A 24,725-nucleotide genomic window follows, 5' to 3' on the forward strand; every position below is an offset into this window, starting at 1 on the left:
GGCTAGGGCAAAAGCGGAAGCTGAAACGGCTCGCCTCAAGGCAGAACAAGAAACGAAAAAAATAAAAGCGGAATTGGAAGCTGCGCTGGTCAAGGCAAAAGAGGAAGCGGAAGCATTAGCCAAGGCTCGATCCGAAGCTGAAGCTGTGCGTATCAAGGCAGAGCAAGAAGCGACGAGAATCAGGGCGGAACGGGAAGCTGCGCAGGCCAGAGCAAAAGTGGAAGCGGAAGCCAAGGCGCATGCTGATGCTGAAGCATCCCGCCTCAAGGCAGAGCAGGAAGCGACAAGAATCAGGGCGGAACAAGAAGCTGCATTGGCTAGGGCAAAAGCGGAAGCTGAAACGGCTCGCCTCAAGGCAGAACAAGAAACGAAAAAAATAAAAGCGGAATTGGAAGCTGCGCTGGTCAAGGCAAAAGAGGAAGCGGAAGCATTAGCCAAGGCTCGATCCGAAGCTGAAGCTGTGCGTATCAAGGCAGAGCAGGATGCTGCACAAATCAAAGCGGAACAGGAAGCTACTCAGGTAAAAGAGGACGCGGAAGCTAAAGCGCGTGCCGTAGTTGAAGCTCTGCACTTTAAGGCAAAGCAAGAAGCGGAAAAAGTCAGAGCGAAACAGGAAGCTGAGCAGGCTAAAACAAAAGTGGAAATGGAAGCTGCAGTCAAGGCTCGTGCCGAATCTGAAACGGCTCGACTCAAGGCAGAGCAGGAAACGTCAAAAGTAAGATCTGAGCTGGAAGCTGAGCAAGCCAAATCACAAGTAGAAGCCAAGGCCAAGGCCCGTGCTGAAGCCGAAACGGCTCGCTTTAAGGAAGAACAGGAAGCGGCAAGAATCAGAGCTGAACAAGAGGCTGCACAGGCAAAAAAGAAAGCTGAAGCAGTTCGATTCAAGGCAGAGCAGGAAATGTCAAAAGTCAGATTTGAGCTGGAAGCCGAGCAAGCCAAATCACAAGTGGAAGCGAAAGCCAAGGCCCGTGCCGAAGCCGAAACGGCTCGCCTTAAGGGGGAGCAGGAAGCGGCAAGAATCATAATGAAACAGGAGGCTGCACAGGCCAAAGCAAAAGTGGAAATGGACGCTAAGATGCGTGCCCAAGCTGAAGTAACACGCATCAAAAAAGAGCAGGAAGCGATAAGAGTCAAGGCGGAACATTTAGCTACGCTGGCCAAAGAAAAAGCGGAAGCGAAGGCACGTGACGAAGCTGCGGCGCACATCAAGGCTGAGCAGGACGCGGCAAAAATTAGAGTTGAACAAGAAGCGGCGCAGACTATGGCCGAGGCAAAAATGGAAGTGTCAGCTAAGACACAGGCCGCTCAAGTGCCGGAAATGAAGGCTGTTCAGCGAGTCGCCATAACACGTAGTAAGCCGTTGCCTTGGGGCAAGATAGCGGCTGGCTTGATTGTGCTGCTATTTCTACTGGCCGCTTTGCTGCCTTATGTTTGGCCGATGCAGGGCTATGTCACGCAAATTGAGCAGAAATTGTCCGCTCAACTGCAGCAACCGGTACATGTCGGCCATTTGCGTGCGACATTGCTTCCCCAGCCGAAACTGGAGTTGGAGGATGTATCCATAGGTGGGAGCCAGGAGTTAAAAGCGAGCAGTGTTGTGCTGAATTTCGATTTTTCTGCATTATTAAGCGAGATTAAAGCGATTCACAGTCTGGAAATCAGCGATCTTATACTTAGTGCTGAGAATTTCGATAAGGCGTTATTGTGGCTACAGACCGCAGGCGGTGACACCCATTATCCAGTAGCGCGCATGGTGTTGCAGCGTGCGCGTGTCAGCGACGATGAACTTAGTCTGCCGCCTGTAAATGGTGTGGTGAATTTTGATGGGCAAAGACATTTCGCCAAGGCAGTATTGAAGAGCGTGGATGGCAAGCTTAGCATAGAGCTACAGCCGCAGCAGTCCCGCTGGCAGATCGCATTGGCTATCAAGCAAGGTTATGTGCCGCTGTTGCCGGACATTTTGTTCAACGAGCTGACCGTAAAAGGCGAGTTGGGCGTAGGCGAAATCAAGTTCCATGAAATCGACGGGCGTTTGTATGGCGGCATGCTGACAGGCAGTGCGCACCTGACTTGGTTGAAGGGCTGGCAAATGCAAGGGCTTGTGAATGTAAAGGCTATGGAACTGCATGATGTGTTGCCGCAATTCGGCATTGCTGGTGAAATGGACGGTGACGCTAATTTTATTCTGCGTGGGGAGAAACTTCCCCTGCTGGCTAAAACCCCGCATCTGGATGGCAAATTCTTGGTAAAGAAGGGGCTTATCAATACCATTGATATGGTAGAAACTTCACGCATGCCCACCCGCAAGGTTGCGTCCAGCGGTCGCACACATTTTGACGAATTGAGTGGTGTGCTACAGATAGATAACAACAGAAAGCATCTGCGCCAGATTAAAATTTCAGCTGGTGTAATGAGTGCAAATGGCTATGTCGATGTTGCAGCGAACAAGCAATTATCAGGACGGTTAAATGTCGATTTGAAAATTCGCGCTGACTTGGGCAGCGTGCCGCTGGTATTGTCCGGTACTCTTACCGAGCCAGCCTGGAGCACGAGGCGTTAATTGGCAGCGTTTGCGAGGAATGAAACAAAATGGAATTATGAAAATGCCTTGGAGATTCGGCTAATCGCATTTTTCAAATTCTCCATCGAGGTGGCGAAAGACAGACGAATGTAGCCTTCACTGCCGAAAGCCGAGCCAGGCACTATGGCCACACCAGCCTGCTCCAGCAGGTATTCGGACAACGCTACGTCGGTAGCTTCTTTGATGATGCTTTTCTGGTGCAAAGCCGCAATAACCGGACGCACGTCGGGGAAAGCATAGAACGCCCCTCCACTCGTTATACATTTGACACCGGGAATTTTGTTCAGCGCATCCACTACGTAAAGATGTCGCTCGCGGAATGCTTTGAGCATCGGCGCAATGCAGCCCTGATCCCCGTTCAAGGCTGCTTCCGCAGCTACTTGCGAAATCGAAGTGGGATTGGATGTGCTTTGTGATTGCACATTTTCCATTGCCGTGATGATGTGTTCTGGCCCTGCGGCATAACCGATCCTCCAGCCTGTCATTGCATAAGATTTGGACACGCCATTCAGGACCATAGTGCGTGAATAAAGATCGGGGCAGGCATTCAGAATGTTGACGAATTTTTCGTCACGCAACGCAATGTGCTCATACATATCATCGGTGGCTATCAGTATCTGAGGATGTTTGCGCAACACTTCGCCCAAAGCTTGTAACTCTTCCAGGCTGTAAACTGCACCGGATGGGTTGCTTGGGCTATTGATTACCACTATTTTTGTTTTGGTTGTGATAGCCGCAGCTAATTGTGCAGCGCTCATCTTGAAGTCTTGTTCGATGCCTGCCTGCACGATTACCGGTTTGCCCTCTGCGATGAGCACGATATCCGTATAGGATACCCAATAAGGCGCCGGGATAATTACCTCATCGCCGGGATTGATTAAGGCAAGCGCCAAGTTGAAAAAACTTTGCTTGCCGCCGCAGGAAACCAGGATCTGTTTCGATGTGTAATCCAGCCCATTGTCGCGTTTGAACTTGGCGACGATAGCCTGCTTCAGAGAGGGTGTACCTCCCACTGCGGTGTATTTGGTGAAACCCTTGTTGATCGCGGCTATAGCCGCATCCTTGATATGCTGCGGAGTATCGAAATCGGGTTCGCCTGCTCCCAACCCGATAATGTCCTTTCCTTCCGCCTTCAATTTGGAAGCTCGCGCGGTAACGGCGAGAGTGGGGGAGGGTTTGATTGCTTGTACGCGCTTCGATAGTTCCAAGATTGTATCCTTATGGGTTCAGAGTAAACTGTCCCGTATTTTAAAATTTTTAATTCAAATTTGGCTGAAATTATACCGTGATTAAGACTTTTCCCAATAGCCCATATTTTTTGCACCAGCCTTTTGAACCAGCGGGCGATCAGCCCACTGCGATTGCGCAATTGGTTGAGGGGATAAATGAGGGGCTGTCGTTTCAAACTCTGCTTGGTGTGACGGGCTCCGGTAAAACATTCACTATGGCGAACGTAATCGCCCAATTGGGGCGACCGGCCATCATCATGGCACCAAATAAGACGCTGGCGGCGCAGTTGTATTCTGAAATGCGCGATTTTTTTCCTGAAAACGCCGTGGAATATTTCGTCTCCTATTACGATTACTACCAGCCAGAGGCTTACGTTCCATCGCGTGATATGTTTATCGAGAAAGATTCCAGTATAAATGAGCAGATCGAGCAGATGCGCTTGTCGGCTACCAAATCCCTGCTGGAGCGACAGGACGTGGTGATTGTGGCCACCGTTTCGGCCATCTATGGTATCGGCGACCCGGTGGATTATCACGGGATGATTTTGCACCTGCGTGAGCATGAAAAATTAGTACGGCAGGACGCAATCAAGCGTCTCACAGAGATGCAGTATGAGCGTAACGATGTGGATTTTTCGCATGGGCATTTTCGAGTGCGCGGCGATGTAATCGACATCTTTCCGGCTGAAAATAGCGAACATGCATTACGACTGACGATGTTCGACGATGAAGTGGAAAGCTTGTCGCTATTTGATCCACTTACCGGCCATATCTTGAGCCGCGTGCCGCGTTTTACCGTGTACCCGTCCAGTCATTACGTCACGCCGCGCAGCACCACATTACAGGCCATAGAAACCATCAAGGTTGAGCTGGCTGAGCGCATAGATTTCTTTCAGCGCGAACATAAATTGGTGGAAGCGCAGCGTATCGAACAGCGTACTCGCCACGATCTGGAAATGCTGAACGAGATCGGTTTTTGCAAAGGAATCGAAAATTATTCGCGTCATCTGTCTGGACGCAAGGCAGGTGAACCACCACCTACGCTGATTGATTATCTACCGCCCAATGCGCTGATGTTTATAGATGAAAGCCACGTTACCATCCCGCAGATCGGCGGCATGTACAAAGGTGATCGGGCGCGCAAGGAAAATCTGGTCAACTACGGTTTCCGAATGCCATCCGCACTGGATAACCGTCCGCTACGTTTTGACGAGTTTGAACAAGTAATGCGTCAATCCATATTTGTTTCTGCTACACCGGCTGTTTTTGAGGCAGAGCATACCGGGCAAGTGGTGGAACAATTGGTGCGTCCGACTGGATTGGTTGATCCACAGATTGAAGTGCGGCCGGCCACACATCAGGTGGATGATTTGATGTCTGAGGTTAATCTGCGTACTGCCAAGGGGGAGCGAGTGCTGGTCACCACGCTGACCAAGCGCATGTCAGAAGATCTCACCGAATACTTTTCCGAGCACGGCATTAAAGTGCGTTACCTGCATTCAGATATTGAGACCGTTGAGCGGGTAGAAATCATCCGTGATCTGCGTTTGGGCATGTTCGACGTGCTGGTCGGCATTAATCTGCTGCGCGAGGGATTGGACATCCCCGAGGTGTCACTGGTAGCCATACTTGATGCTGACAAGGAAGGTTTTTTGCGTTCGGAGCGTGCACTCATTCAGACTATAGGCCGCGCTGCGCGCCACATCAACGGTAGCGCAATACTCTACGCTGATAAAATTACCAATTCGATGCGCCGTGCCATCGACGAGACCGAGCGCAGGCGGAACAAGCAGCTATTGCACAACGAACAGCACGGCATTATTCCCCAAGGTGTGCAGAAGCGCATCAAGGACATCATTGAGGGCAACTATGAGCCAGATGCTGCGCGCAAGCAACTGAAAATAGAACAAGATCAGGCCAAATACTTGGCGATGAGTGAACGTGACCTTGCCAAGGAAATTAAACGGCTGGAAAAAGAAATGCTGCAGGCAGCGAAAAACCTCGAATTTGAGCGTGCCAGTGAATTGCGCGACCAGTTGAAGAAGCTGCGGGAGAGTGTATTTATGTCCCCACTTTGAGTTGGAGAATTTGAATTGCTGATACATTACAATACGTTTTTTATTGTAATGAGTAGAATAATTGAAAAAAGTTAGCGTTTTATTTTGCTGCATGGGAAATATCTGTCGATCACCCACTGCTGAAGCAGTTTTCCGCGCACGTGTTGAGGAAGCGGGGTTGGTACAGCACATCCTGATTGATTCGGTAGGTACGCATGATTATCATATAGACAAACCGCCGGACACGCGAACGCAGCGCGCTGCATTACAGCGCGGATACGACATGAGTATGTTGCGTGGGCGACAGGTTGAGGTTGCTGATTTTACTCGTTTCGATTATGTGCTGGCGATGGATTGTGCCAATCTTGGTATTTTGCAACGTTTATGTCCGGTGATGGAGCGAGGACGTTTGGGATTGTTTCTGGAATATGCGAGCCGGCATGACGAGCGTGAAGTTCCCGATCCGTATTATGGTGGGGCAGACGGTTTCGAGCGTGTACTTGATATGGTGGAGGATGCGTCAGAGGGTTTGTTACGGCATATTCAGAAGTCCCTTATGTAAAGTAAAGGGTTGTGTTTGTTGCGTATATTTTTGATGTCGAATGATGCAGGAAAAATAATAAAGCCGCGCAGTTATACTGTGCGGCTTTATTATTTTGCATAATATACATTTGGTGCAATGCTACTGGTTCAACTATAAGTTCAAAGTTTGTTGAGTCTCGATTTGCACCAGCGGCTCGTTGTTTTCCATACTGTAAATTTCACGTGGACGCGAGCGGCGACGTGACGCTGGCGGTGCAGTTTCAACCTGGGCAGTAGCCGCCGCTGTAGAGCGTTTGATTGCGTCAGTTTCGATCTGCACCAACCCGTTGTCATTGGTTGCAGGGCTGGCCTGATTTGATGTAATTGCCTGCTCAACAGGAAGTTGGCGCGGTTCTATATTTTGAATATTTTGTGGCTCAGCAGGTTCGCTGTGGCGTGTGGTTTCAACGGCATTCATTACAGTACTCGGCGTAGTTTCGGTCAGGATAGACTGCTCACCTGCTAATTGGCCGGCTGCCTGCTGATCACGCCGTTCGCGTTCGCGCTGGCCACCGCGCCGACCGCGCTTGCGTCCAGTGCTCTGACTATTTTCTTCCGCTGGTTCAGCTATAGTTGCGACTTTTGCTATGCTTTCCAATACCGCTGTTTCGACTGGTACGCGTGGTGGCCGGGGCGGACGTGCAGCGCGCGGTTCCTGTGTTTTGGGTGCTGTTTGCACAGTTTTTTCTATGCGTGGATGCGCTTCTTCACGGTCACGGCGCGGATTATTGCGCTGACGGCTGCCTTCTGGTCGATTACTATCCGGGCGGTTACCACTTGGGCTACGGCTTTCTCGTTCACGTCGAGGCGGATTATGGGTGCGCGGTTTAGGGATCAGCTTTTCGGGAGTTTTTTCCGCACCCAGTGACTTGAGCCAGCCTATCAGCTTGGTGAAAATAGAAGGTTGCGTGGCACCCCGGACTGCCCGCATTGGTGCTGGCTGCGGTGGCGTGACACCTTGAACTACGGCTTGGGGGCGCTGCGGCTTGGCTTCTTGCGCGGCTTTGGCAGTGATATGGTTTGCTTCCGGTATCGCCACCAGCTTGTAGCTGGCCTGCAAGTTTTCGGCGGTCATGTCGTCTTGGCGCAAACGGGTCACGGTATAGTGGGGGGTTTCCATACTGGCATTAGGAATCAGCGTAATGACCACCTTTAGCCGCGATTCGATTTGGTGGATCTCAGCGCGCTTCTCATTAAGCAGGAAGGTGGCGACATCTAATGGCACTTGCACGTGGATAGCGGCACTGTGTTCTTTCATCGCTTCTTCCCGAATGATACGCAGGATGTGCAAGGCGGAAGATTCGATGCCGCGGATATGGCCGATGCCGTTACAACGGGGACAGGGTGTGTGGCTGGTTTCTTCCAGGCTAGGTTGCAGGCGTTGGCGCGACAGTTCCAGCAGGCCGAAGCGCGAGATTTTCCCAGTCTGTACACGCGCACGGTCATAATGCAAGGCATCGCGCAAGCGATTTTCCACTTCACGCTGGTTGCGGGTGCTTTCCATATCGATAAAATCGATCACGATCAGACCACCCAAATCGCGCAGGCGCATCTGCCGTGCAATTTCTTCGGCAGCTTCCAGATTGGTATTGAGCGCGGTCGACTCTATATCCGCGCCGCGCGTGGCGCGTGCTGAGTTGATATCGATTGCGGTGAGTGCTTCGGTATGATCAATAACAATGGCGCCACCGGAGGGAAGATTTACTTGGCGTGCATGCGCCGATTCGATCTGATGTTCAACCTGGAAGCGCGAGAACAAAGGTACGTCATCCTGATACCGTTTGATTACATGGACATTGTTTGGCATGACCGTGCTCATGAAAGCCCGTGCCTGTTGGTAGATATCGTCCGTGTCGACTAGAATTTCACCGATTTCAGGGTGGAAATAGTCGCGTATGGCGCGCACCACCAGGCTGCTCTCGAGGTAGATCAGCGAGGGTGCCTTTTCGGTTTTTGCCGCGCTTTCGATGGCATCCCACAATTGTTTGAGGTAGTTAAGATCCCATTGCAACTCTTCCAGATTGCGGCCAATTCCGGCAGTGCGCGCAATAATACTTGCACCTTGCGGCACTTCCAATTGCGACAGGATGTCGCGCAGTTCATTGCGCTCTTCGCCTTCGACACGGCGAGATACGCCACCACCGCTGGGATTATTGGGCATCAGCACTATGTAGCGGCCAGCCAGACTAATATAAGTAGTTAGGGCGGCTCCCTTATTGCCGCGCTCGTCTTTTTCCACCTGGATGAGCAGTTCCTGGCCTTCGCGCAATGCTTCCTTGATGCTGGGACGGCCGCTACCTTCTTGATTCAGGTAATTAATGGGGGAAACTTCTTTGAATGGCAGGAAACCGTGGCGGTTGCCGCCATATTCGACGAAGGCTGCTTCCAGGCTGGGTTCGATACGGGTAATTATGGCCTTGTATATATTGCTTTTTCGTTGCTCTTTGCCAGCGGATTCAATGTCGAGGTCGATCAATTTTTGACCATCGACAATGGCGACACGGAGTTCTTCCGCTTGTGTCGCATTGAATAACATGCGTTTCATTATATTTTCTCCCGCGCTCTGACACGGGCAGAACAAGTCTACACACGGCTAACCGCGCGCGAGAAAGCGAATAAGAGCCGTGCAAACAATGCTGATATAGCGATGCCGACGGTTGTTCAAAATATTGTTCTCGTTATTAGCTTGTTAATAATTAACAGGTGCCGCCAATTTTGTTATAGGGGCGACACGGAAAAAAATCCACAGGTGCTTTGAGCGCGCAAATCAATTACTATCACTGCTTCTTCCGGTGAGTGACATTAACCGGATTGCGTTGGAACGGGGCGGCGGCATTGTTGCCTGCTCCACACTCACGGGGAATTCGCATCCCGTTTTTCCGTTAGCCAATACGCGTTATCGGGAAGTATAAGCATAATGAATGATTTACGCAAAGAATCTGTAACCTGGACCAATATTGACGAGGGTAGCTGCGATCAGCGTATAGATAATTTTCTATGCAAACATCTTAAGGGTGTCCCCAAGAGCCATATCTATCGTATTCTGCGTAGCGGTGAAGTGCGCGTGAATAAGAAGCGTGTGGATCAAACTTATCGCCTGCAACTGGGCGATCATGTGCGTATTCCGCCGGTGCGGGTAGCTGAAGCGCAAGATCGTGACTATGTCCCAGCACTTGAATTTCCTATTCTGTACGAAGACGATGCACTGTTGGTGATCGACAAGCCATCTGGAGTAGCGGTACATGGCGGAAGTGGGGTTAGCTTCGGCATTATTGAACAATTGCGTAGTGCCCGTCCGCAAGCCAAGTTCCTGGAACTGGTTCATCGCCTGGACCGTGAAACTTCGGGCGTGCTGTTACTGGCGAAGAAGCGCTCTGCCCTAGTTCACCTGCACGAGCAGATGCGCGATGGAAAAAATGACAAGCGATACCTGTGCTTAGTATTAGGCAAATGGCAGAATGTTAAGCAGCACGTTAAATTACCACTACATAAATTTAACACTCAGAATGGTGAGAAACGCGTAATGGTGCGCGAAGATGGGCAAACTTCGCATACCATCTTTACCCTGCAAAAAAGCTGGCCTGAATTCAGCTTGCTTGAAGCTCAGCTTAAAACTGGACGCACCCACCAAATTCGTGTGCATCTTGCTCATCTGGGTTTTCCCATCGCGGGCGATGATAAGTACGGCGATTTCTCGCGAAACAAAGAATTGATAAAGCAGGGCTTAAAGCGCATGTTCCTGCATGCGCACAGCATTACTTTCACCCATCCGCTGACGGCTGAGGCTATGCAACTAAGTGCACCGTTGCCGAAGGAATTGCAGGGGTTCATGGATGAGTTGGATGGAAAAACTTTGTGACTAGTGTAGTGTTGCACGCTAATTGAAACATATTAAACCCGGTAACTACGCGGTTTGCAGCCTGATTATAAATTCCATCAAAGGCTCTTCACTACACTGGTTGTCCCGTCCCGTGTGATCATATCCCCGTCCGTAGCTGGCCACTGTTTAGAGTCCGTCAGTTGATGCGAGACATTATTGAGTCATTACAGAAAGAGAAGGGGCCATGAGCAAAGTCCACCCATGCGGCGGAAAAACCTTGTTGAACTAAACCATTGGAGAGCTGTACCTACGGGAATTGTAAGATTTTTAAGCAGAGTGTCAACCGAATATCGTTAGGGTGCAGCAATAGGTAGCAGCTATTGCTAATCTACATCAATTGGGTTTATATTCAAAACGTTCATCTTGCCACCTAATAGGCAAGGAATGAGTACATCAACAAAATGAGGTGGATATGAAACAGTCGAGATTTGTTATTGCCATTGCCGTGCTGATGTTATCGGCGTGCGGAAATAAGAGCGAAAAGGAGTCCACAGCAGTCTCAGCATCGCCACCTTTAGCTGAGCACAACACTACCGTTGCTACCACCGATCAGTCATCAATGGCCTCACCCACAAAGGACAAGGTATCGGAAATGACATTGCCAGCATCGACGGTCGCCACTCCAACTGCACCTGAAAAGATAGGCAAGCTCCCGAAGACAAATGACGACATAAAGGACGAGTTGGTTAGCCGTAAAAAGGTACCGAGCGCAGAACAAAACTCTCCTATTATTACCGGGCAACCAATGCTCACGCCCACAAAGGGAAAGGTGCCGGAAAAGGCAGTGCTAGAATCTGTTGCCTCTAAGCCCTCCTCTCCGGCGAAGACCGAAATGCCACCTACGGTGAATGACGGCATGGAGGGCGGGTCGCTGAGTCGTGAGGAGGGACTGGCCTTAGCTAACAAAAGCGGCTGTCTAGTTTGTCACAAGATCGAAACCAAGTTAGTTGGCCCCGCATGGCGTGATGTAAGCAAACGCTACAAGGGTGACCATGAAGCCAAGGCACGTCTGATTGCAAAGGTGAAGGCGGGCGGCAAAGGTAATTGGACGGAGGTAACCGGTGGAATCGCAATGCCACCGTATTCCCCTCGGGTATCGGATGAAAATATCGAGAAGTTGGTGACATTTATACTGTCCCAATGAGCGATTGAATGAAAACAGCCCTCGGTGCAACTGTATTTTCAATCATCAAATGATTGCCTGGAGAAAGCCAATAAGCGGCAAAGGGGCGGGGTGCCGCATCGGGAACCGGTTCAGGATAGGTCGAATTGGCCCATCTTAAGCCATAGTGATGCCCTCAGAGGCAGTTTTAGCATAGAGATTTACCCCATCCGCTGCCCCAAGCGGGCTTCTCTGGCCATACTGAGGCTTTTTGGTACATGCTGCAGCTCCGCTTTTACCCTGCGTTCGGTACCAGCCCGGATTAAATTATCCATAAGTAATTTTTTTTAATAAAAATTATAGTAAATAGTTCAATTTTGGGCGGTTCAGATTCGGCTTCAGTTCAGTTTTCGCAGCCAGCCACTTAATTTTCGATTGCGCTTAATTTTCTTAAAATCCCGTTCTATAAGTAATGGGGACAAAGCGCCGATTTAAAAAAATATGATTGTAAACACCGTAATTGACGTGATTTGCGTCCTTACCTTATAGGCATAATATTTATGCCAGTCTACGCATCAGTCAATTAAACCGGGATTTTTAACATGGCGGGAACCAGCCTTTTAACCCTAATCGATGACATTGCATCGATTCTGGATGATGTTGCTGTAATGAGCAAAGTCGCAGCTAAAAAAACTGCAGGGGTACTCGGGGATGATCTAGCGCTTAATGCTCAACAGGTGACAGGCGTCACGGCCGACCGAGAATTACCCGTTGTCTGGGCGGTTGCAATAGGATCACTCAAAAACAAATTCATTTTGGTGCCTGCTGCAATTGCTATTAGCACCTTTATTCCATGGGCAGTGACGCCATTGTTAATGTTGGGTGGAGCATTCCTTTGTTATGAAGGATTTGAAAAGCTTGCACATAAGGTGATGCAAAGCAAAGCAGAAATCAATGTGCATCACATTAAACATGTGGAAGCGCTCGCCAATCGTGGTGTCGATATGGCCGCTTTCGAGAAAGACAAGATTCGAGGAGCGATCCGTACTGACTTTATCCTGTCTGCTGAAATTATTGTGATTACACTAGGAACAGTTGCGATGGAATCGTTTTGGAAGCAGGTTGCGGTACTTACGACAATAGCCATAATTATGACTGTCGGTGTCTACGGCTTGGTGGCTGGTATCGTTAAGCTGGATGATGGTGGGATATACCTTAGTCAAAAAAGCGGTGCGAATTTACTTCGCAAAACTCTGCGTTGCATAGGAAGAGCTATTTTGAAAATTGCCCCTTACCTGATGAAGAGCCTATCCATCGTTGGCACGGTTGCCATGTTTATGGTAGGTGGGGGTATTCTCATCCATGGCATATTTGGTGTATCTGAATTGATCCACAATTTGGCACATAGCGACAGTGGCATTATTAGTTCGATAGTGAATATTGGGGCACCTGTGCTGCTAAATATCCTGACTGGAATTGTAGTTGGTGCGGCTGTCCTCATCAGTGTGACTGTTGCAAAACGCATTTTTCGGGCGAACAAATTGCCAAAAATTTAGCACATATTTCGCAGGCACCTCCACTCGTTCGGCCGTTTTGGGATTACGTCCAAAGTAATCGATAATTTAAAATTACTGGCTTCCCTGAGCAATGCGTGGGCTGGTATTAAAGAGCTACTCAACAGGCTCATGATGCTACCGCACTTGAACTTAATACTGCCTGATTCGTGGGGAAACCTCAGTCTCTGTCCTGTTTAGCTTCTCCAACGGACTTCAATTGCTCGTTCGGCTCGCTACATTCATCCAGTGCAGCAAGTACAAGATCCGGATTCATTGACTGCTGTAGTGCTGCCGCCTCAGGATCATTATGGTTTCTGACATTAGGCAAATCGCGCCTAAGCTCTTCCAGAAGGTCGATAAGCTTGGCGGCCTTTTGCTCTGTCAATAGCGTCACTTTCAGGTCCAGATGCGCCCTTCGTTCTTCGAGTTTGGAGAGCCGATTTTGCTTGGTCAGAATCACGATTGTTGTTAACAACGCACCCAGACCGACAATTCCCTGTAGCCAGAAAAACGGCGCCGGATCGAATTCAGCCATACCAAACTGGCGCAGTACGATATTGGCGAGCATCCAGAATGCGACAAAAAGCAGAATGAAGCCAATAAAAACCGGCTGTCCGATAAAAAGGCTGATGCGCTCGAGGATCCGTTGCCAATGACTAACCTTTTGTTCTTCACGCTTATAGAACTCCAGAACGGCCTCAATATTCTGGCTGATCTGGTCGCGTTCGGTCTCGAATGACGTATTTCGGGCATTCAGAGGGGATGCAGGCGGAACGGCAGGTTTGGAATTCATCAGAGCAGGTTGCTTGATCCGGCAGATCCAAAAAACGGGCAACTCATGACACACCCTTGATCTTGTGTGTCCCAACCACACTGGCTTCCATCGGAAAGACCACGATGACCCACGCTTGCCTTGGAACAGGCGCGTTTTTTACTCGTTGAGAGCGGCCAATATAGGTTGACAATGTTCCCTTTCGATTATTAAGACTTAGTTGCACCACTGATTGACCCGCCTGTATATTTTTGAAATGAACCACTAAAAAAGCATCGGACTAGATGGCACGGTGGGTTGCATTTACTGTTGTAGAAAAAAGCTACAGATCCAAGTATCTCAATCAAATATTCATTTCAATTTACAGCGGAGTATTACCTCAAATATAGAACAGCGAAAAGAGGTCATAGGTTCGCGTTTCCTGATTTTTGATGGAAATTCGCTATCAGCGGGCAATTGCATATCCGGATTTAAGCCGCTTGGCTTGGTACATTGCCTTGTCCGCGCTCTTAATCAAGTCGTTCGCAGACTTGCCATGTTTAGGGAACATTGAGATTCCGATGCTTGCCCTTATTACGAGGTCGCGCGTACCTATGTTGCATGGCTTTTGAATAGCTTCAATAATTTTTTTCGCGACCAACGTGGCATCTCGTATATTGTTAATTTCCATCAGCAAGTACAAAAATTCATCACCACCGTGGCGGCTGATTGTATCGTCAACACGAGTAGTCTCCTTGAGTCGCTGCGAGATGGTCTGCAACACAGTATCTCCTACATCGTGCCCATACTGATCATTAATATTTTTGAATTCGTCCAGATCCACAAACATGACTGCCAGATTCCAGCCGTGTCGATTTGCTTGCGATAAGCCGTGTTCAAGCCTGTCATTGAAAAGTACGCGGTTGGGAAGGCCGGTTAATGGATCGTGAAACGCAGCATGACGTGCCGATTCCTCTTGCGCTTTGACCGAGACTAACTGGTGCTCTAGCCTCTCTCGCTCTTTGATCTCGCCCTCTAGCGCAATATTAACTGCTGCCAATTGTTCAGCTGCATCTTGTACTTTTATTTCAATTTCTCCGCTTATTTCAAGGGCTTTTTCAACCCCTGCGGGCTGTTCTTGATCTGCAAGTTCTTGCTCGAGAGCAATATTGACAGATGACAACTCTTCGGCACACTCCACCACAACGTCCTTTATCTGCTCGCTATGAGCTAGTGTTCTAGACAAAGGGGTGGCAGTTTTAGATGGTTTTGGCAATTTTCCTAGCTTAACTTTAATTCTCTGATTAGATTTCATAAGCTATTCTTAAAATAATTTGAAAATGATATCGTTCCTCTCTAAGATAATCTGTTCGCTAGCACACTCAAGATGTGAATTATGTGCACAAACTTAAGGGGCAGTTTCTTGGTGATATGGTGCGTAATTAGGAAATCAGAACCAATAATTTCCAGTTACCGGATTTATTCGGTTCGAGGAGCCAAGTGTAGAGCTTACAGAGTGATGCATGGCAAAGCCCAGTGCAGCCCCATGGCATAGAAACTGTTCAGATTGAACTGTCCAACCCGAAGTTATTCTTCAACTCCTTAATGATTTGGTTCATGTGCGGTTAGACGACTTCAGTCGTCTGCATCTAAGCTGCGCTGTCCCCCTACTATTTGTAGGTGGATAGTTTAATTTTTTTGACCAACTTTTTTTTCTGCAAATTCCAGCGCCATATTCACTGCTTCCATGAACTCTTTGACCTTGATGGGTTTGGTTATATAGAGGAATAATCCTGCCTTCAATCCCCTATCGATGTCGAGTGGCAATGCATTGGCACTGATGGCAATAACTGGAATATGCGCAGTGGCCGGATCCTTACGCAGAATTTTCAGAGCTTCGAGCCCGCTGATGCCAGGCAGATTGATGTCCATCATGATCACGTTCGGCTTAAATGTGCGCGCAATCTCGATGCCGTCATACCCATTTACCGCAGTCAGCAGTTGGATATCGGGGTAGCGCGAAATGATTCCCTCGACCAATTGCATGTTTGCCGGGTTATCCTCAACGTAGAGCAAGGAATGTGGCTGCGCTCCGTTTAGCACAGGCAGTTGGACCAATGTCGTTGTTTCGGCCCCTTCCATGGAAAGGCGTGGCTCAGTAGCCGAGTTGAGTTCGAACCAGAACACGCTCCCCACACCCACGGTACTTCTTACGCCGATTGTGCCTCCCATCAATTCAACCAGTTGCTTGGACAGTACGAGACCGATGCCTGTGCCTTCTTCGCTGCCGGCATCCTGTCCGAGACGGTTGAACGGCTGAAAAAGCTGCGCAATCTGTTCCGGATGTAATCCCGCACCGCTATCTTCGATGCTGATACGAATGCGTCCCGGCGTGCTCTCAATACATCTCACCTCAACTTTACCCTGCTTAGTGTTGTATTTGATCGCATTGGAAAGCAGGTTGATGAGAACCTGCTTCAAACGGGTTCGATCGGCACAGACATAGAGAGGGATGTCGAACTGGGGAAAGGCCAGTTTGATGCCACGCTGCTCCGCCTGATTTTCAATCATGCTCTGGCATTCGAGCATGACTTTGTCTAGCGCCACCGGTTCTTGCGACATTGGCACCTTTCCGGATTCAACCGTCGCGAGATCGAGAATCTCGTTGATCAAAGTCAGCAGATGCCATCCACCCTGAAGAATATAGGCTATGCTTTTCTTCTGTAAAGGCGTTGCATGCGTGGAATCGGAATCCATCAGCTGCGCGAAGCCGAGGATAGCATTGAGCGGACTGCGCAACTCATGACTCATGCTGGAGAGGAAATCTGATTTGGCGAGGTTGGCTTTGTCCGCCACAGATCTAGCGCTCTCCAGCTCGATGTTTTTTTCTTGCAGCACCTGATCCTGGCGATTGCGTTCGGTGATGTCGGTGAAAAGGACGGCAACTTTGCAGCTATCTTGGCCGTCGACTCGGAAAGCATAGACATCGAACCAACGGCCATCCAAGGCTTTCGCTTCGTTTAAAAAGCGCACCGGTTCGCCCGTCAAGGCGACTTTGCCGTAAATGTCAAACCAATGCGCTTCAAGATTCGGGGCCAATTCGCGTATCCGTTTTCCCGTGGCTTCGTGAATTCCAGTCTGTTTCTCGAAAGAAGGATTCACTTCCAAAAAACGGTAATCAACTGGCTTGTCGTATTCGTCGAAAATCATTTCGATGATGCAAAAACCTTCGTCGATTGATTCGAAGAGCTTGCGATAGCGTTTCTCGATCTGGCTCAGCGCCTCTTTCTCCTGCTTCCGCTCGCTAATGTCGGTAAATGCGAGGCGCACCGAGTTTCCGCTGTTGGCAGACTTCATGTGCAGACAGTCCATATGGGCATAAAAGAACGAGCCATTACCGCGCTTGAGTACCAATTCGCAACTCTCACGATCATCGTGTTGTAAAACGCTCAGGAAAAAACGGTTCCAGCAGTCGTTGTCTTCGGCTGCAACCAAATGTGCAAAACGGCGTTGCAGCAGTTTCTTGCGTTCGATTCCCAGCAGCGCGGCGCCGGTGAGATTAACTTCGGCGATCATGGCATCGCGGGTGAGGGTTAGGTAACCGACGGGAGCGAAATCATAAAGGTCCACGTAGCGATCACGTGATTTTTCCAGTTCAACCTGCGCCTGCCGCAACTCCTCGTTCTGCATCTCCAGTTCAACCTGATACACCTGAAGCTCTTGCAGGAACTCCTCGGCAGGGCGCGGTGCCCCGTCTTTCCCTGATGCGCGGACAAGTTGCATTTCAGCTTTCGTGCATAGCTGGCCTGGCTCGTTTAGTTTTTTTCTCATATGTTTTCCTGACAGCCCGGTTAAATCCGGTTTTACGTAGGGGCGAATAAATTCGCCCAGTTTACGCCCGTTTCATGCGGATACCCTTAGGACAGAAGGTCCTCTGCGAGGTGAACCCGCACTTGCCCAATTCCATTGGATGTTCCTATGAAATCTTTTCCATCGCCAGCAGGATCATCTCGGTATCGCCGCTATTGTCGACAATGCGGCGGACGTTGAGCAGCATGCGGTGATGAAAGCCAGGTAACATCTAGCCATATGACCATATTATCAAAATAATTCACAACCTTACTAAAATATAAATATAATAAATGCGGCTATGCTGCACTTTAAGACGTTTTTTCTGCGGTTTTTTGTGTACGGGTTCATCACTTTTACTTTAATTAAGATATATATATATATATGATTTGTATTACATTGCCAGATGGCTCGCAACGCAGTTTCGCGCAGCCCGTTACCGTCGCCGAAGTTGCGCAGAGTATAGGTGCGGGCTTGGCACGTGCGGCGCTGGCCGGTAAGGTTGATGGGCATCTGGTTGATACCTCTCACCTTATTTTCTCTGACGCAGCATTGTCCATCATTACCGATAAGGACGAGGACGGGTTGGAGATTATTCGCCATTCCACTGCCCACCTTCTGGCCTACGCGGTCAAGGAGTTATTTCCAGAGGCTCAAGTGACTATTGGCCCGGTGATTGAAAATGGGTTCTACTATGACTTCTCTTATGCACGTCCGTTTACCCCGGATGATTTGGCGGCGCTTGAAAAACGCATGGCGGAATTAGCCAAGCGTGATATTCCGGTAACGCGCAAAGAGTTGCCGCGCGACGAAGCGGTGGCCTATTTCAAAAGCATAGGTGAGCATTACAAAGCGGAGATTATCGAATCCATTCCCGTCGAGCAGGGCGTGTCACTTTATACCGAGGGTGATTTCACCGATTTGTGCCGTGGCCCGCATGTGCCGTCCACTGGCAAGCTCAAGGCGTTCAAGTTGATGAGTGTGGCTGGCGCATACTGGCGCGGGGATCAACGCAACGCCATGTTGCAGCGTATTTATGGCACAGCTTGGGCTAAGAAGGAAGATCTAGATGCCTATCTACACCGCTTGGAGGAGGCAGAAAAACGTGATCATCGAAAACTTGCCAAGCAGCTCAATTTATTCCACATGCAGGACGATGCGCCCGGCATGGTGTTTTGGCATCCGAATGGTTGGGCCATCTGGCAGGTAGTCGAGAACTATATGCGCGGCAAGTTTCGCGAGTATGGTTATCAGGAAGTGCGCACGCCCACCATGATGGATCGCACGCTTTGGGAGAAATCCGGGCATTGGGAAAATTATCACGACAATATGTTCACTACCCATTCAGAGGCGCGGGATTTTGCGGTGAAGCCGATGAATTGTCCGGGACACGTGCAGATTTTCAATTACGGCCTGCGCAGTTATCGCGAGCTACCCCTGCGTCTGGCCGAATTTGGATCCTGCCATCGTAACGAGCCGTCTGGCTCTCTGCATGGCTTGATGCGTGTGCGGGGCTTTACCCAGGATGATGCACATGTTTTCTGTACCGAACGTCAGATCGAAAGTGAAGTAGCGGATTTCATCGTGATGTTGCAAAAGGTGTACGCAGATTTTGGTTTTAATGATGTTTTGGTAAAACTTTCAACTCGTCCAGAGAAACGTGTTGGTTCCGACGAAACTTGGGATAAGGCGGAGGCGGCGCTGGCTGCGGCATTACGTCAGAACGATCTGGAATATGAATTGCAACCCGGTGAGGGGGCATTCTATGGGCCGAAAATAGAATTCTCTTTGAAAGACACGTTGGGACGTGTGTGGCAATGCGGCACCATTCAGTTGGATTTTAACCTGCCGGTACGCTTGGGAGCGGAATATGTGGATGAGGACAACACGCGCAAAGCGCCGGTGATGCTGCACCGCGCCATTCTTGGTTCGTTGGAGCGTTTTATGGGGATTCTTATCGAACACCACGCTGGGGCTTTTCCGCTGTGGTTGTCGCCGGTGCAGATGGCAGTGGTGAATATCTCGCAGGCACAAGATGGTTATGCTACTCAAGTGGCGGAAACTTTGCGAGCAGCCGGGTTTCGTGTGCACCTGGATTTGCGCAATGAGAAAATTACCTATAAAATACGAGAATATAGCTTACAAAAATTGCCTTATATACTGGTAATAGGTGATAAGGAAATGGCTGCTGATTTGGTTGCCGTGCGAACCCGAAAAGGTGAGGATCTTGGGCAGATGTCGATGGCGGTGTTATTACAACACCTGCAATTGGAACTGCAAGCGGGTAGCACGGTTTAATTTTTTAATGGAGAAACTGCAATAGCTCAAGATAAAGAACAACGCCTCAACGAGCAAATAACAGCACCTCAGGTGCGGCTTGTTGGTGTAGAAGGGGAGCCACTTGGTGTTGTGGCAGTCGCGGAAGCGTTACGTTTGGCTGAAGAGGCTGATTTGGATCTGGTGGAAGTTGCGCCGATGGCGGAGCCGCCGGTTTGCCGCATCATGGATATTGGCAAGTTCAAGTATGCCGAGAGCAAGAAGCAGCACGAGGCTAAGCTTAAACAAAAGCAGATTCAGATAAAGGAAGTCAAGTTCAGGCCAGGTACGGATGATGGCGATTACAATATCAAATTGCGTAACCTGACTCGATTTCTAGGGGAGGGTGACAAGACCAAAATCACGTTACGTTTTCGTGGGCGTGAGATTGCGCATCAGAATATTGGCATGCAAATGATGGAGCGGGTTATGGCTGATCTCGGAGAGCATGGTACCGTGGAACAGTATCCTAAAATGGAAGGTCGTCAGATGGTGATGGTACTGGCGCCGAAGAAAAAATAATTTATGAGGTAAACCTCCGGCCACGCTGGGGTAATTTGATACTGCTCGGGTTAAGGGACTGGTCAGAGCAGATTAGTAGTAAACAGTCCCAGATAAGTGATTCCAGGTTTTAAAGTGTTCCTGCCAGGAGCCTCCTGATGTCATCAAATAAAGGAGTAGTTATGCCTAAAATGAAAACAAAAAGTGGTGCTGCAAAGCGCTTCAAAGTGCGTGCAGGCGGCAGCATCAAGCGCGCACAAGCATTCAAACGCCACATCCTGACCAAAAAGACCACCAAGAGCAAGCGTCAATTGCGTGGTACTACCGAAGTTCACGCAAGCAATACGGCGTCTATTCGCGCCATGATGCCCTACGCATAAGGAGTAGAACATGCCAAGAGTTAAACGTGGTGTAACGGCGCGAGCGCGCCATAAGAAAGTTTTAGATCTGGCCAAGGGTTATCGTGGCCGCCGTAAAAACGTCTATCGTATTGCCAAAGAAGCAGTAATGAAGGCTGGCCAATACGCCTACCGTGATCGTCGACAACGCAAGCGCCAGTTCCGCACATTGTGGATTGCACGTATCAATGCAGCGGCACGTGAGCAAGGCCTGAGCTACAGTGTGTTCATGAACGGCCTCAAGAAAGCCGCGATTAGCATCGACCGCAAGGTGTTGGCGGATATTGCCGTATTTGATAAGCTTGCCTTCATACAGATTGTCGGTCAGGCCAAAGCCAGCCTCGGCGTTTAAGCGCAAGCTAAACTACATTCAAGAGGCGTTCGGCGCCTCTTTTTTGTTTTTTATAAAGTCGCTCAAGTTATATGCTTGATTAGCAATTAACTTTTCTGAGCGATTTTAGGGCGATTTGCGATTTCGGCCCGATTACGTCGCTAACCTCTCTATCTCCCCTGTCAGAGGAGATACTTAATAAATAACAGTCATGCAAGAACTTGAGAAAATTCTCGATGAAGCACTGAAACAGTTTGCCGCGATTGAACAGGCAGCGGAATTGGAGCAAGTTAAGGCGCGCTATCTGGGTAAAGAAGGTCGTTTGACTGTGTTGTTGAAAGGTCTCGGCAAACTGTCCGCCGAAGAGCGTCCAGCAGCAGGGGTGCGGATCAATCAGGTTAAGCAGGGCATCGAAAGTGCCTTGCAGCAAAGACGCGAGGCCCTACAGTACAGCCAGTTACAACTTAAACTTAAGGCGGAGGCGCTGGATGTCACCCTGCCGGGCAGAGGGCTGGGTTGTGGTGGGTTGCATCCGGTCACGCGCACGCTTGAGCGCATTGAGAGCCTGTTTCATTCACTCGGTTTTACTGTTGCGTCGGGTCCGGAAATCGAGAGCGATTTTTATAACTTTACAGCGCTCAATATTCCGGAGAACCACCCGGCGCGTGCCATGCATGACACGTTTTACGTCGACCAGAAGCATGTATTGCGCACCCACACTTCGCCGGTGCAGATCCGCTATATGGAAAATAATGCACCTCCACTGAAAATTATTGCGCCGGGGCGGGTGTACCGCTGCGATTCGGATGTGACCCATTCTCCCATGTTTCATCAGGTGGAAGGCCTCTGGATTGATGAAGATGTGAACTTCTCCATGCTTAAGGGCGTGCTGTCGAATTTTATGCAATGCTTCTTCGAACGCGATGATTTGCAGGTTCGCTTCCGTCCCTCATTCTTTCCATTTACCGAGCCTTCGGCAGAGATGGACATCCAGTGTGTGCAGTGCAATGGTAAGGGTTGCCGCGTGTGTAGCCATACTGGCTGGCTAGAGGTGTTGGGCAGTGGTATGGTGCATCCGAATGTGCTGAAACACGTCAATATTGATAGCGAAAAGTATTTGGGTTTCGCCTTCGGCCTTGGGGTCGAGCGCTTGGCGATGTTGCGCTATAGTGTGGCTGATCTGCGCCTCTTCTATGAAGGTGATTTACAATTTCTGAAGCAATTCAACTAGCATGAAATTTTCCGAGAATTGGTTAAGGTCCTGGATCAATCCCGAGCTTTCCAGCCATGAGCTGGCGCATGCGTTGACCATGGCTGGGCTGGAAGTGGAGGCGCTGGAATCAGTCGCGCCTGCATTCAACAATGTAGTAGTGGCGGAAGTGCTGGAGGTGATCAAACATCCCAATGCGGATCGGCTAAATGTGTGCCAGGTCAATGTGGGCGAGGCTGCGCCGCTGAATATCGTTTGCGGCGCACCCAATGTTGCCGTTGGTATGAAAGTGCCTTGCGCGCGCATTGGTGCAGTATTGCCAGGTGACTTTGTCATAAAGCAAGCCATGGTGCGCAACGTCGATTCCTTTGGTATGTTGTGTTCTGCTAAGGAGCTTGGATTGGCCGAAGAGAGCCAGGGCCTGTGGTTGTTGCCTGAGGATGCACCGGTGGGGGCGGGGTTACGCGAATATCTGGAATTGGACGATATGTTGTTCACCTTGAAGCTTACGCCCAACCGCAGTGATTGCTTAAGCATGGCAGGCGTGGCGCGGGAAGTGGCGGCGATTGCTGGCGGCACGTTGAATGCGTTGCAGGTTTATCCCGTTCAGTCGAGTTTGACTGAAACGTTAGCGGTAAATATTGATGCTCCCGAAGCTTGTCGGTTATATTGCGGCCGCATCGTGCGCGGTATGAATTCCGCTGCTGCGACGCCGTCATGGATGATGCGCCGTCTGGAGCGCGGCGGGCTGCGCAGTATCAATGCAGTGGTAGATATTACCAATTATGTCATGCTCGAGCTTGGTCAGCCCCTTCATGCCTTCGACCTGGCAAAACTTGCCGGTGGCATCGCAGTGCGCTATGCGCGATCGGGTGAGGAATTGGCATTGCTCAATGGGCAAAGCGTCACGCTGCAGGATGACATGCTGGTGGTCGCAGATGATACGCGATTGCTGGCATTGGCTGGGATTATGGGCGGCGCGGCAAGCAGCGTGGAAACGGCTACTCGTGATGTCTTTCTGGAGAGCGCCTTCTTTGTACCCGATGCAATTGTTGGGAAAGCGCGTAGATTGACCATTTCCACTGATTCTTCATATCGTTTTGAGCGCGGTGTGGATTTTGCCGCGACACGCATGGCACTGGAACGTGCAACACAATTGTTGCTGGAAATTTGTGGTGGGCAAGCTGGTGCGATCAACGAGGTGCATGGAAAATTGCCAGCACGCGATGCGATATTATTACGCACTAGCCGAGTAAAACGCGTGCTGGGTATTGTACTGGATGCTATCCAAATTACCGCCTTGCTGCAACGTTTGCAATTTAAATTTGAACAGCAGGGTGACGATTTCCATGTGACACCGCCCAGCTACCGCTTTGACATTTCGCTGGAAGTGGACTTGATCGAGGAAATCGCACGGATAGCCGGTTACGATAATATTCCGGCACAGCCGCCACAAACTGCAGCCTTGATGGTGCTGCAAACTGAAACACAGCGTCCAGTGTCTCGCCTGCGTCAACTGATGGTGGCGCGCGACTATCAGGAAACGATCAGTTATGCTTTTCTCGATGCAGAGGTCGAGCGTGATTTGTGCGCTAACACCACGCCCGTTACTCTAAAAAATCCCATCTCCAGTCAATTGGCGGTGATGCGTAGCAGCCTTTTAGGTGGTTTGATTGGTGCCTTGCGTATAAACTTTGCACGCAAACAATCGCGTGTGCGTCTGTTTGAAACAGGAGTGTGCTTTACAGGTGAAAGTTATGCCCAACGTGAGCGGTTCGCGGGATTGTGTTATGGCACACAGTTTCCTGAACAATGGGGTGAAACGGCGCGCAGCGTGGATTTTTACGATGTAAAGGCAGATATAGAAGCGCTGTTTGCTCCAGCGCTATTGAGTTTTTTGGCGTCGCCGCACCCCGCCTCCCACCCCGGACGTTCGGCACAAATCTTTCTGCATGGTCAGATGGTGGGTTGGGTAGGAGAGTTGCATCCGAAGTGGTTGCAGCAGTATGGGATTTCGCAGATAGTGGTGTGGTTTGAGGTTGAGCTGGATGCCTTGATATCAGCCGATGTACCACATGCCAGCGAGATTTCTAAGTTTCCGCCGGTTCGTCGCGATCTTGCCGTAGTCGTGGATGAAAGTGTAACGGCCCAATCTTTATTGGATGCCATGCTAGGTAGCAATACCTCATATGTGGCAGAACTCGCGCTGTTTGATCTGTATCGTGGTAAAGGCGTGGGGGACGGAAAAAAAAGCCTTGCTTTCCGTGTGTTATTGCAAGATACTCAAAAAACATTAATTGATAGTGAAATTGAACTAAGTATCGCGCGCTTAGTCGCGGTTTTGCAACAGCATGGTGCGCAGTTACGTATATAAGGGGTGAT

16 protein-coding genes and 1 pseudogene are annotated in these 24,725 nt (G+C 49.7%); 12 read left to right on the forward strand and 5 right to left on the reverse strand.

Annotation, left to right across the window (positions count from 1 at the left end):
* A pseudogene (locus MJ768_RS00230) lies at positions 1–2,560 on the forward strand (AsmA-like C-terminal region-containing protein); the annotation flags it as partial.
* Between the two features lie 35 nt (positions 2,561–2,595).
* Here the strand turns inward: MJ768_RS00230 and MJ768_RS00235 are convergent.
* Entirely contained in the window at positions 2,596–3,789 is a 1,194-nt protein-coding gene (locus MJ768_RS00235) for a pyridoxal phosphate-dependent aminotransferase (RefSeq protein ID WP_239287200.1), read from the reverse strand.
* Positions 3,790–3,866: 77 nt separating this feature from the next.
* Here MJ768_RS00235 and uvrB point away from each other — a divergent pair, with 77 nt between their 5' ends.
* Together uvrB and MJ768_RS00245 are read left to right on the forward strand one after the other, a co-directional pair.
* Positions 3,867–5,888, forward strand: a complete 2,022-nt coding sequence (uvrB, locus tag MJ768_RS00240) for an excinuclease ABC subunit UvrB (RefSeq protein ID WP_239287202.1) — start codon at positions 3,867–3,869, stop codon at positions 5,886–5,888.
* Between the two features lie 61 nt (positions 5,889–5,949).
* Positions 5,950–6,429 carry a low molecular weight protein-tyrosine-phosphatase gene (locus tag MJ768_RS00245; protein WP_256449805.1) on the forward strand — a complete coding sequence of 160 codons (480 nt, stop codon included), beginning with the start codon at positions 5,950–5,952 and terminating at the stop codon, positions 6,427–6,429.
* A gap of 132 nt (positions 6,430–6,561) precedes the next feature.
* Here MJ768_RS00245 and MJ768_RS00250 read toward each other — a convergent pair whose 3' ends face one another.
* Entirely contained in the window at positions 6,562–8,994 is a 2,433-nt protein-coding gene (locus tag MJ768_RS00250; RefSeq protein ID WP_239287204.1) for an Rne/Rng family ribonuclease, read from the reverse strand.
* 372 nt (positions 8,995–9,366) lie between these two features.
* Here MJ768_RS00250 and rluC point away from each other — a divergent pair, with 372 nt between their 5' ends.
* From rluC to MJ768_RS00265, 3 genes are all read left to right on the forward strand, one after another.
* On the forward strand, positions 9,367–10,308 hold the full coding sequence (rluC, locus tag MJ768_RS00255) for a 23S rRNA pseudouridine(955/2504/2580) synthase RluC (protein ID WP_239287206.1): 942 nt from the start codon (positions 9,367–9,369) through the stop codon (positions 10,306–10,308).
* Between the two features lie 433 nt (positions 10,309–10,741).
* Positions 10,742–11,473 carry a c-type cytochrome gene (locus tag MJ768_RS00260; protein WP_239287208.1) on the forward strand — a complete coding sequence of 244 codons (732 nt, stop codon included), beginning with the start codon at positions 10,742–10,744 and terminating at the stop codon, positions 11,471–11,473.
* A gap of 560 nt (positions 11,474–12,033) precedes the next feature.
* On the forward strand, positions 12,034–12,987 hold the full coding sequence (locus tag MJ768_RS00265) for a DUF808 domain-containing protein (RefSeq protein WP_239287210.1): 954 nt from the start codon (positions 12,034–12,036) through the stop codon (positions 12,985–12,987).
* Between the two features lie 178 nt (positions 12,988–13,165).
* Here MJ768_RS00265 and MJ768_RS00270 read toward each other — a convergent pair whose 3' ends face one another.
* The 3 genes from MJ768_RS00270 to MJ768_RS00280 all read right to left on the reverse strand — a co-directional run bounded on the left by MJ768_RS00270 (position 13,166) and on the right by MJ768_RS00280 (position 17,569).
* On the reverse strand, positions 13,166–13,780 hold the full coding sequence (locus MJ768_RS00270; protein ID WP_239287212.1) for a DUF1003 domain-containing protein: 615 nt from the start codon (positions 13,778–13,780) through the stop codon (positions 13,166–13,168).
* A gap of 424 nt (positions 13,781–14,204) precedes the next feature.
* A complete protein-coding gene (locus MJ768_RS00275; protein ID WP_239287214.1) occupies positions 14,205–15,053 on the reverse strand; it encodes a GGDEF domain-containing protein in 849 nt (282 codons plus the stop codon).
* 374 nt (positions 15,054–15,427) lie between these two features.
* Complete coding sequence (locus MJ768_RS00280; protein ID WP_239287216.1) at positions 15,428–17,569, reverse strand: hybrid sensor histidine kinase/response regulator; 2,142 nt, start codon at positions 17,567–17,569, stop codon at positions 15,428–15,430.
* Between the two features lie 402 nt (positions 17,570–17,971).
* Here MJ768_RS00280 and thrS point away from each other — a divergent pair, with 402 nt between their 5' ends.
* The 6 genes from thrS (at position 17,972) to pheT (ending at position 24,717) form a co-directional block, all read left to right on the forward strand.
* A complete protein-coding gene (thrS, locus tag MJ768_RS00285) occupies positions 17,972–19,885 on the forward strand; it encodes a threonine--tRNA ligase (protein ID WP_239287218.1) in 1,914 nt (637 codons plus the stop codon).
* A 21-nt stretch (positions 19,886–19,906) separates the two neighbouring features.
* Positions 19,907–20,425 (forward strand): translation initiation factor IF-3, encoded by a 519-nt coding sequence (gene infC / locus MJ768_RS00290; RefSeq protein WP_239287278.1) that lies wholly within the window; start codon positions 19,907–19,909, stop codon positions 20,423–20,425.
* 161 nt (positions 20,426–20,586) lie between these two features.
* The gene (rpmI, locus tag MJ768_RS00295) at positions 20,587–20,784 is read left to right on the forward strand and encodes a 50S ribosomal protein L35 (protein WP_173052938.1); all 198 of its coding nucleotides are present in this window, start codon (positions 20,587–20,589) and stop codon (positions 20,782–20,784) included.
* Positions 20,785–20,794: 10 nt separating this feature from the next.
* Positions 20,795–21,154, forward strand: coding sequence for a 50S ribosomal protein L20 (gene rplT / locus MJ768_RS00300; RefSeq protein ID WP_173052936.1), 360 nt, complete (start codon positions 20,795–20,797; stop codon positions 21,152–21,154).
* Positions 21,155–21,344: 190 nt separating this feature from the next.
* Positions 21,345–22,364, forward strand: coding sequence for a phenylalanine--tRNA ligase subunit alpha (gene pheS, locus MJ768_RS00305; protein ID WP_239287220.1), 1,020 nt, complete (start codon positions 21,345–21,347; stop codon positions 22,362–22,364).
* 1 nt (position 22,365) lies between these two features.
* A complete protein-coding gene (pheT, locus tag MJ768_RS00310; RefSeq protein WP_239287221.1) occupies positions 22,366–24,717 on the forward strand; it encodes a phenylalanine--tRNA ligase subunit beta in 2,352 nt (783 codons plus the stop codon).
* The last annotated feature ends 8 nt before the right edge of the window (positions 24,718–24,725 follow it).

This window comes from Candidatus Nitrotoga sp. 1052 (assembly GCF_927312905.1).
Lineage (GTDB): Bacteria > Pseudomonadota > Gammaproteobacteria > Burkholderiales > Gallionellaceae > Nitrotoga.

Coding starts and splice junctions, on each gene's coding strand:
- pheS (WP_239287220.1), top strand. CDS start 21,345: ATGCAAGAACTTGAGAAAATTCTCGATGAAGCACTGAAACAGTTTGCC.
- rplT (WP_173052936.1), top strand. CDS start 20,795: ATGCCAAGAGTTAAACGTGGTGTAACGGCGCGAGCGCGCCATAAGAAA.
- MJ768_RS00260 (WP_239287208.1), top strand. CDS start 10,742: ATGAAACAGTCGAGATTTGTTATTGCCATTGCCGTGCTGATGTTATCG.
- pheT (WP_239287221.1), top strand. CDS start 22,366: ATGAAATTTTCCGAGAATTGGTTAAGGTCCTGGATCAATCCCGAGCTT.
- MJ768_RS00275 (WP_239287214.1), bottom strand. CDS start 15,053: ATGAAATCTAATCAGAGAATTAAAGTTAAGCTAGGAAAATTGCCAAAA.
- rpmI (WP_173052938.1), top strand. CDS start 20,587: ATGCCTAAAATGAAAACAAAAAGTGGTGCTGCAAAGCGCTTCAAAGTG.
- MJ768_RS00250 (WP_239287204.1), bottom strand. CDS start 8,994: ATGAAACGCATGTTATTCAATGCGACACAAGCGGAAGAACTCCGTGTC.
- MJ768_RS00265 (WP_239287210.1), top strand. CDS start 12,034: ATGGCGGGAACCAGCCTTTTAACCCTAATCGATGACATTGCATCGATT.
- rluC (WP_239287206.1), top strand. CDS start 9,367: ATGAATGATTTACGCAAAGAATCTGTAACCTGGACCAATATTGACGAG.
- MJ768_RS00270 (WP_239287212.1), bottom strand. CDS start 13,780: ATGAATTCCAAACCTGCCGTTCCGCCTGCATCCCCTCTGAATGCCCGA.
- thrS (WP_239287218.1), top strand. CDS start 17,972: ATGATTTGTATTACATTGCCAGATGGCTCGCAACGCAGTTTCGCGCAG.
- MJ768_RS00280 (WP_239287216.1), bottom strand. CDS start 17,569: ATGAGAAAAAAACTAAACGAGCCAGGCCAGCTATGCACGAAAGCTGAA.